The sequence below is a fragment of the Caulobacter endophyticus genome (genome assembly GCF_029543245.1).
Classification (GTDB): domain Bacteria; phylum Pseudomonadota; class Alphaproteobacteria; order Caulobacterales; family Caulobacteraceae; genus Caulobacter; species Caulobacter endophyticus_A.
The window spans coordinates 229413-237103 of sequence record NZ_JARQWV010000007.1; the positions used below are offsets into that span (position 1 = coordinate 229413).

The 7691-nt window shown below is 69.6% G+C and carries 6 protein-coding genes, 1 tRNA gene and 1 pseudogene; 1 reads left to right on the plus strand and 7 read right to left on the minus strand.

Translation table 11 applies throughout. The features are described 5' to 3' along the window. Nucleotides 1-89 precede the first annotated feature (89 nt). From P7A99_RS09245 to P7A99_RS09270, 6 genes are all read right to left on the minus strand, one after another. A tRNA-Ser gene (locus tag P7A99_RS09245) sits at nucleotides 90-179 on the minus strand. Nucleotides 180-315: 136 nt separating this feature from the next. Further along, nucleotides 316-735 (minus strand): PaaI family thioesterase, encoded by a 420-nt coding sequence (locus P7A99_RS09250; RefSeq protein WP_277793590.1) that lies wholly within the window; start codon nucleotides 733-735, stop codon nucleotides 316-318. 69 nt (nucleotides 736-804) lie between these two features. Beyond that, on the minus strand, nucleotides 805-1644 hold the full coding sequence (locus P7A99_RS09255; protein ID WP_277793591.1) for an MBL fold metallo-hydrolase: 840 nt from the start codon (nucleotides 1642-1644) through the stop codon (nucleotides 805-807). A gap of 78 nt (nucleotides 1645-1722) precedes the next feature. After that, nucleotides 1723-2436 (minus strand): hypothetical protein, encoded by a 714-nt coding sequence (locus P7A99_RS09260; protein ID WP_277793592.1) that lies wholly within the window; start codon nucleotides 2434-2436, stop codon nucleotides 1723-1725. Between the two features lie 98 nt (nucleotides 2437-2534). Beyond that, nucleotides 2535-3185 carry a hypothetical protein gene (locus P7A99_RS09265; protein WP_277793593.1) on the minus strand — a complete coding sequence of 217 codons (651 nt, stop codon included), beginning with the start codon at nucleotides 3183-3185 and terminating at the stop codon, nucleotides 2535-2537. 2 nt (nucleotides 3186-3187) lie between these two features. Beyond that, nucleotides 3188-4240, minus strand: a complete 1053-nt coding sequence (locus tag P7A99_RS09270; RefSeq protein WP_431307654.1) for an RluA family pseudouridine synthase — start codon at nucleotides 4238-4240, stop codon at nucleotides 3188-3190. 93 nt (nucleotides 4241-4333) lie between these two features. Between P7A99_RS09270 and P7A99_RS09275 the strand changes: the two genes are divergently transcribed. Beyond that, the gene (locus P7A99_RS09275; protein ID WP_277793594.1) at nucleotides 4334-6670 is read left to right on the plus strand and encodes a TonB-dependent receptor; all 2337 of its coding nucleotides are present in this window, start codon (nucleotides 4334-4336) and stop codon (nucleotides 6668-6670) included. 140 nt (nucleotides 6671-6810) lie between these two features. Here P7A99_RS09275 and P7A99_RS09280 read toward each other — a convergent pair. Beyond that, nucleotides 6811-7550 (minus strand): annotated as a pseudogene (locus P7A99_RS09280) (transposase). Nucleotides 7551-7691: the final 141 nt, after the last annotated feature.

Below are 7691 nucleotides of genomic sequence, written 5' to 3' on the forward strand. Positions count from 1 at the left end.
CTCGCGCGCGCGGGAGGCGGCGCCTAGTCGGGGCTGGCCCGGCGGGCGTTCGTGTTTCTCAGTGGAAACAGCGACTTATTCAGGGGTAATGGCGGAGAGGGTGGGATTCGAACCCACGGTGCCCTTCCAGGCACGCCGCATTTCGAGTGCGGTACATTCGACCACTCTGCCACCTCTCCAGGGGGTCTTCTTGACCAGCTTTTGGCCGGTCTCGAGTGAGGGCGGGATACCTATCCGCGACGCCGGAAGAGCGCAAGGGGCCATGATGCGCTTTTTCGTCTTTTCTTGCGGTGGGCCGCGACCCTCCGTCGCGGCTCAGGCCTTCGGGTACAAAATCATCTGGGTGCAGCGGAAAAGCGCGATGGTTTTTCCCGTTCCCTCGGCCGTGACGACGGCGTCCCAGACCTGGGTGTTGCGGCCGCCGTGCACGAGCTTGGCCTCGCAGGCCACGCCGCCGTCGCGGGCCGTGCCCAGGAAGTTCGACTTCAGCTCGATGGTGGTGAAGCCGGTCGCGCCCTCGGGCAGAGACACCACGCAGCCGTAGCCGCTGGCCGAATCGGCCAGGGCGATCACGGCGGCGGCGTGGAGGAAGCCGTTGGGGGCCATGTGGTGGCGCGCAACGTCGAAGCGGCCGCGTACGAGGCCGGGCTTGGCCTCCTGCCATTGCAGGCCCAGGTGGTCGGGCAGGCTGCCGGCCTGAACAGCGGTGAGATTGGCGCTCTGGTCGTCGGCCATGACAGGGCCTCCTGATACTTCACGTGCGAAGCATTAGGCGCGCCGCCGGCCGTCGTGGCAAGTGGGTTTTTAAAGAGAACGAATGTTCCGTGGCGGAAAGCGCACGCCGTTTTCGTCGGGCGCCGGCAGCTTGCCCGACCGCACCGCCACGTCGAGGGCGGCGAGGGTCAGGGCCGAGGGTTCGGCGGCCTCGCCGGCGCGGCGGGCCGTGAACTGCGCCTCCGTCACGCCGTCGCCGGCGTCGGGATTGGCGGCCTTCTGGGCGGCGACCGTGGTGTCGGCGGCGGCTGGATCGGCGCCCGCCCAGCTGGACAGCACCCGCACGTCGTCGGGCAGGGCCAGCAGCTTGCGGGCGTCGGCGAACAGACCGGCCGCGTCGGCGCCGGGGGCGTCGCTGGCCGGCAGGCCGGTCGGCAGGAGGGCGTCGCCGACGAACACCACGTCGCCGGCCCTGTAGGCCACGGCGCCGGGCAGGCGGCCCGAGAGGGCGATGGGGTGGAACTCGATCCCGCCCATGATCAGCGGTTCGTCGTCCTCGCGGGCAAGCTTGTCGAAGTCCCAGCCGTCGAGATCCACGCCCTCGGCGCCGAGGGCGGGTACGAGGCGCTGCAGGCTTTCCAGGACATGGGCGCCGATGGCGACCGAGGCCCCGGTCTCGTACTTCAGGTGGCCGGCGGCCGACAGGTGGCCGGTGTGGACGGCGGTCTCGAGGATCCAGGTCGGGCCCAGGTCCTTTTCCCGGATATCGGCGATGATGCCGTCGACGAAGGCGGTGGAGGTCTCGCCGGTGGCCGGATCGAAATCCAGCACCGGATCGACGATGGCGCAGAGCAGGGTCGCCGGATCAGAGACGAGATAGGTCACGCGCCCGGTGGCGGCGTGGTGGTACGCTGTGATGTCCGGCTGCATGCTTACGCCTGAAGGTCCCCGTTTGCGGGCACCATGACGGCAAGCCGTTAAGCTTCGGCGAACGGCGCAATCGCCTCGTCAGCGTCGGTCGTCGATGTCGCAGGGGCGCTGGGAGCCGCGCATCTGGGTGGCCCACAGCGGTTCGACATAGCGGCCGTCGTCGGCGCGCAGGCCGTCGACGCAGCGCTCGGCCGAGGCGCCGCGGCCGGACATGTCGAGCGAGACGGCGACCGACTGGCTCTTGCCGCCGCGGGCGTAGGGGCCGTAGCCATAGCCGCCATAGCCGAGCCCGCCATAGCCCAGGCCGCCATAGCCGGGGCCGCCGTAGCCGAAGTCGTCGTAGCCGTAGCCCCAGCGGCCGTTCTTGCCGAACTCGGTCTGCGAGACGGCGACGCCCAGGGTGCCGGTCTCGCCGACCGGGAACAGGGCGCTGGCCGACATGTGGCGATAGCCGCCGGTGCCGACGCCGACCTCGACGCTGCCATGGACCTTGCGCTTGATCGGGCCGCCGTCGTCGTCGCGCGACAGGTTCAGCGGGCCGCCGCCGTCCTGCGCAGTGGTCTTGACCGGCGAGGTCTTCAGCCAGGCGTCGATCTGCTCCTGGGTGGTCAGGGGGCGGGTGGTTTCAGGCGCGGCGGGCGCCGGGGCGGCTTCGGCCTGGGCCGGGCTCGAGGTCGCCTTGGCGGTGGTCACCACCTCGTCGTCGGCGCCGGCGGCGAGGGCCAGAACGGGCGCGGCGAGCAGGGCGAGGCCGACGGAGAGGGGGGCAACGAGACGGGCGGCGAACAGCATGTGACGGATCTCCAGCCCTCAACCGATACGCGGGCGGCGAAGCTGAATTAGGGCGCGAATGTTGCGCGGGCGCAAGGCGGCCCAGCGCCGTCGGCGGGTCAATGGGATGCGAAGTCGCCTTCGTCGGGGTGATCCGATAGCCAGCGTTCGGCGACGGCGCGCAATGACCGGGCCTCAGCCAGCACGTCCGCCTTCCAGACCCCGTCGGCGCCGCCGCCGGCCAGGGCCACGACGCGATCCAGGTCGACCAGATCCCGGCGAGGGTCGTGGATGTAGAACGCGGGCATGTGATGCTGGTTGTAGTCGATGTCGGCCAGGATCCAGTTGACCAGCGTCCGCTTGGCGAGATCGCAGTCGGGATCCAGGGCCAGGGCGGCCTCAAGGTGGGCGCAGGGGTCGTCGCAGCGCAGCAGGCCCAGCCATAGGCGCGGCTCGGCCGAATGGGGCGCCTGGACGCTCCAGGCGCGGACGGCGGGCGTGACCACCCTCTCGTGCAGGGGCTGGGGCAGGATCAGATGCTGGCCCATGAAGCCTTGGCTCTGGGGCAGCAGCCAGCGGACGAAGACCAGTCGCGCGTCGTCGGTCCAGCCCGCCGCCTCGTCCAGAAAGCCCTCCAGCGCAGTCATCGCGGCGGGGCGGAGCCCTGCGCCCCGCTTTGCGCAGTAGTCTGCGAAGCCGCGCCAGGCCGGCTTGTCGCCCAGTGCGGCGGCGATGCCCCGCAGCCTGTCGAGGTCCTTGTCCCAAGGCACGGCTAGAGCGCCTCCAGCCCCGCCTCGACCGAGGCCATGTCCGGCGGCAGGGGGGTCTCGAAGCTAAGGCTTTGCCCCGTCACCGGATGGACGAAGCCCAGCAGGGCCGCGTGCAGGGCCTGGCGGGCGAAGCCGGTCTCGACCAGGATCGCCTTGACCGGGGCGGCGGGGGCGCCGGCGCCGTAGACCGGATCGCCCAGGCACGGCGAACCCTTGCTGGCCATGTGGACGCGGATCTGGTGGGTGCGGCCGGTCTCCAGCCGGCACGACACCCGGGCGGCCAGCGGCTTTGCGCCGTCGCCGCCGAACGTGCGCTCGACCTTGTAGTGGGTGACCGCCTCGCGGCCGCCGCTCTTCAGCACCGCCATCTTCTTGCGGTCGTGCGGCGAGCGGCCCAGGCGCGTCTCGATCGTACCCGACGACGGATGCGGCGCCCCGCGCACCAGGGCCACGTACATGCGGTCGATGTCGTGGGTGGCGAACAGGGCCGACAGGCCGCGATGGGCCGCGTCGCTCTTGGCCGCGACCATCACGCCGGAGGTCTCCTTGTCCAGCCGGTGGACGATGCCCGGCCGGGCCACGCCGCCGACGCCCGACAGGCTGTCGCCGCAGTGATGCAGCAGGGCGTTGACCAGGGTGCCGGTCTCGCTGCCGGGAGCCGGGTGCACGGCCATGCCGGCCGGCTTGTCGACCACGATCAGGTGGGCGTCTTCATAGAGCACGCTGAGCGGAATGGCCTCGGGCTGCGGGATCGCCGGCGCGGGCGGCGGCTCGACCACCAGATAGTCGCCGGCCTGGGCCTTGGCCGAGCCGTTGGTCAACGCCTGCGGCTGGCCGTCCGCCCCGAGCCGGAAGACCCGCCCCTCGGCCATCAGGGCTTGCAGCCTGGCGCGCGACAGGTCGTCGAACAGCACGGCCAGCGCCTTGTCCAGCCGCTGGCCGACGAGATCTCCGTCGAGACGGCCTTGCAGGCGGCGCTCGCCCGCCGTATCGGCGGCGCTTCCGTCGTCGGGGGCGTCCAGCAGGTCCTCGATCTCGTCGTCGGCGTCGGCCAAGGGTTTCACGGCTCCTTCACAACCCCGTCGCGTGGGCGACACGGCCGCTCCCTAGGGGCGAGGCCTCGTACAGTTGTTGGAGGGGAATAGTCCATGCGCGCCATCCGCACCACCTCGCTCGCCGGAGCCAGCCTGCTGGCCCTCAGCCTCGCCGGTCAGGCGATCGCCGCCGACGCCCCGGCCTCGACCGAGGTGCAGGAAGTGGTCGTCACCGCCCAGAAGCGCGAGCAGAGCGTGCTGGACGTGCCGATCGCGCTGACCGCCTATTCGGGCGAGACGCTGGAAGCGCTGGGCCTGCAGGAGTTCGAGGAGCTGGGCCAGTTCGTGCCGGGCTTCGACGTGCAGAACCAGTCGCCTAACAACCCCGGCTTCGTGATGCGCGGCATCACCTCCGACAGCGGCGAGGCCACCACCGAGCCGCGCGTGTCGGTCTATCAGGACGGCGTGTCGATCTCGAAGTCGCGCGGTTCCTACGTCGAGCTCTTCGACCTGGAGCGCGTCGAGATCGCCAAGGGGCCGCAGTCGACCCTCTATGGTCGCGGCGCCCTGATCGGCGCCGTCAACATCATCCAGGCCAAGGCCAGGCACGACGCCGCCGCCAACCTGAAGATCGAGGCCGGCGACAACGGCTACGCCCTGATCGAGGGCATGGTGAACGTGCCGATCGGCGAGGCCCTGGCGGTGCGCGTGGCCGCCCGCTCCAAGAAGCGCGACGGCTATGTGGAGAACCTGCTGGGCGGTGAGGACTTCAACTCCACTGACACCCAGGCCGTGCGCGTGGCCATCGCCTACGACCCGGGCGACCGCTTCAAGCTGGACGTGCTCTATAACTACCAGCAGGACAATCCGTCGGGCACCTCGTTCAAGTCGCTGACCTACGCCCCGACCAACCCGCAGACCGGCGCGGTGCTCGGTGATCGCGGCCGCAATTCCGGCGCGGCGCTGTCGACCGTCGAGGGCTTCGAGAACAACCAGGAACTGGGCCTGAACCGTCGCCTGTGGAGCCTGACGGCCCTGGCCAGCTACAAGCTCAATGACAAGTTCACGCTGAACTCGACCTCGGCCTACCGCTACTTCACCGGCGAGGAAGTGTTCGATCCGGACGGCTTCTCGCTGCCGATGCTGACCTTCGCCGAGGACGCGCAAGGCAAGTCGGCCAGCCAGGAATTCCGCCTCAACTACGACGCCGGCGGCCGCGTCACCGCCTTCGGCGGCGCCAGCTGGTTCTGGGAAGACGGCAGCCAGCGCGTGCCGATGCTGATCAACGAGAAGGTCGCCGGCCTCTTCCTGACCGGCCAGCTGCCGATCCCCAACGCCCTGCCGATGTCGGTGATCAACGTCCTGCCGGCGCTGGCGGCCCTGCCGTCGGCTCGCCGCGAGGAATACACCAACTACGGCGAGACCAACTCCTACGACGTGTTCGGCGACGTCACCTTCAAGGCCACCGACCGCCTCGAGCTGACCGCCGGCGCCCGCTACACCTATGACGACAAGACCAGCGGCTACGGCGCCACGATGAGCGGTCCGTCGATCATCATGCTGGCCCAGACCGGAACCCAGCGCGGCCTGATCGTGCAGCCCACCCTGAACGGCAAGGCCCAGTACCAGGACTTCACCGACAACGGCGTCACCTATCGCCTGGTGGCCCGCTACAAGGCGGCCGACAACACCAGCCTGTACGGCTCGGTCTCGACCGGCCGCCGGCCCAAGGTGCTGGCCGGCAGCAACGGAACGCCGGGCGCGGCGGCGACCTTCCGCGAGGTGGCGGCCGAGGAGGTCACCTCCTACGAGGCCGGCGCCAAGACCGCCCTGCTGGACCGTCGCCTGACCCTGGAAGGCGCGATCTACCGCTACGACTACGAGAACTTCCAGACCAGCCAGCGCACCGACTCCGGCCAGGTGATCCCGCTGAACGCCGGCGAGGCCAAAGCCACCGGCTTCGAGGGCCAGGCCAACTTCCAGGCGACCTCGAACCTGCTGGTCTTCGCCACCTACGGCTACAGCCACGCCCGCTTCGGCAACGGCCTGTTCGACGGCAACCACTTCCGCCTGTCGCCCGACCACCAAGCCTCGATCGGCGTGAAGGCCGGCTTCGATACCGGGATCGGCCGCTTCACCCTGATCCCGACCTACACCTGGCAGTCGGAAATGTTCTTCGACAACAACAACGACATCGCCGCCCTGCAGACCACCACCGGGGTGATCAAGGACACGGTGCAGGACGAGGTGCAGAAGGCCTACGGCCTCCTGAACCTGCGCCTGACCTGGCAGCCGGAAAACAGCCCTCTGACCTTCGGCGCCTTCGCCACCAACGTGCTGAAGCAGAAGTACATCAAGGACGCCGGCAACACCGGCGACGCCTTCGGCATCCCCACCTTCATCGCCGGCGAACCGCGCTTCGTGGGCGTGTCGGTGTCGATCAAGCGGTAGGGGAGCGGGCCGCCTTGCGAGGAACCTCCCTTAGGGACCACTGCATTACGCCTTGCAGCGAGCGCTGCTGGACGCAGATCGGTGGTTCTGAGGCCCCCGATAGGAGGTTTCGAGGCGATCAGGACGGACGGGTGGCGTGATCAGGCCGTCAGTACGGCGACGCGGCGCAGGTTGAAGGCCATGGCGGTGAGCAGCACCTGGCCGGCGGCCTTGGCCAGACCGAGGTAGCGCATCCTTGTCAGGCCCATGCGGCGCTTCCAGGTGGCGAAGGTGGTCTCCACGGCGGCGCGACGACGGGCGATCAGGTCGTTGAGGCGCTTCTGGCGATCGCTCAGGGGATGATAGCGGTTGGGGCGCCGCGACGCTTGGCGAAGGCGGCGTCGGGATCCCTGGCCTGGGCCAGGGCCTCCTGGCCGCCCCGGGGGCGCGGCGTGGCCGCCTCGATCAAGGTGGCGTCCAGCATCGCGCCCTGCTTGAGCACCAGGCCCGCGCCTTCCAGCTGGCGGTCCAGTTCGTCGAACAGCCGCTCCAGAAGCCGCTGGCTCACCAGCCGGTTGCGGAACCGGCACAGCGTCGTGTGATCGGGAACCGCGTCCTCCAGGCTCAGCCCCACGAACCGGTTGAACGACAGGCTGTCGCCAAGCCGAAATTCCAGCTCAGCGTCCGACAGCCCATACCAGGCCTGCAGCAGCAGCGCCTTGAACAGCAGCAGCGGCCGATAGCCCGGGCGTCCCGGTCCATCCTCGCGAAGACCCGCCAAAGCCTTCTCGAAACCCGACCAGTCCACCAGCGCCGACACCCGCTCCAGCGCCGCGCTGCCCGGCCGATGACCCGCGCCGATCTCCCCAAATCCAAGCTGCCCCGTCGCCTTCACCGACATCCGCAATCCTCTCGCCTCCACAGCAAGGAATCACAGCCAGCCAATTTCGCAACAGTCCCCCTATGGGGGACCACTGCATTACGCCTTGCAGCGAGCGCTGCTGGACGCAGATCGGTGGTTCTGAGGCCCCCGATAGGAGGT

Coding starts and splice junctions, on each gene's coding strand:
- P7A99_RS09255 (WP_277793591.1), bottom strand. CDS start 1,644: ATGCAGCCGGACATCACAGCGTACCACCACGCCGCCACCGGGCGCGTG.
- P7A99_RS09275 (WP_277793594.1), top strand. CDS start 4,334: ATGCGCGCCATCCGCACCACCTCGCTCGCCGGAGCCAGCCTGCTGGCC.
- P7A99_RS09250 (WP_277793590.1), bottom strand. CDS start 735: ATGGCCGACGACCAGAGCGCCAATCTCACCGCTGTTCAGGCCGGCAGC.
- P7A99_RS09260 (WP_277793592.1), bottom strand. CDS start 2,436: ATGCTGTTCGCCGCCCGTCTCGTTGCCCCCCTCTCCGTCGGCCTCGCC.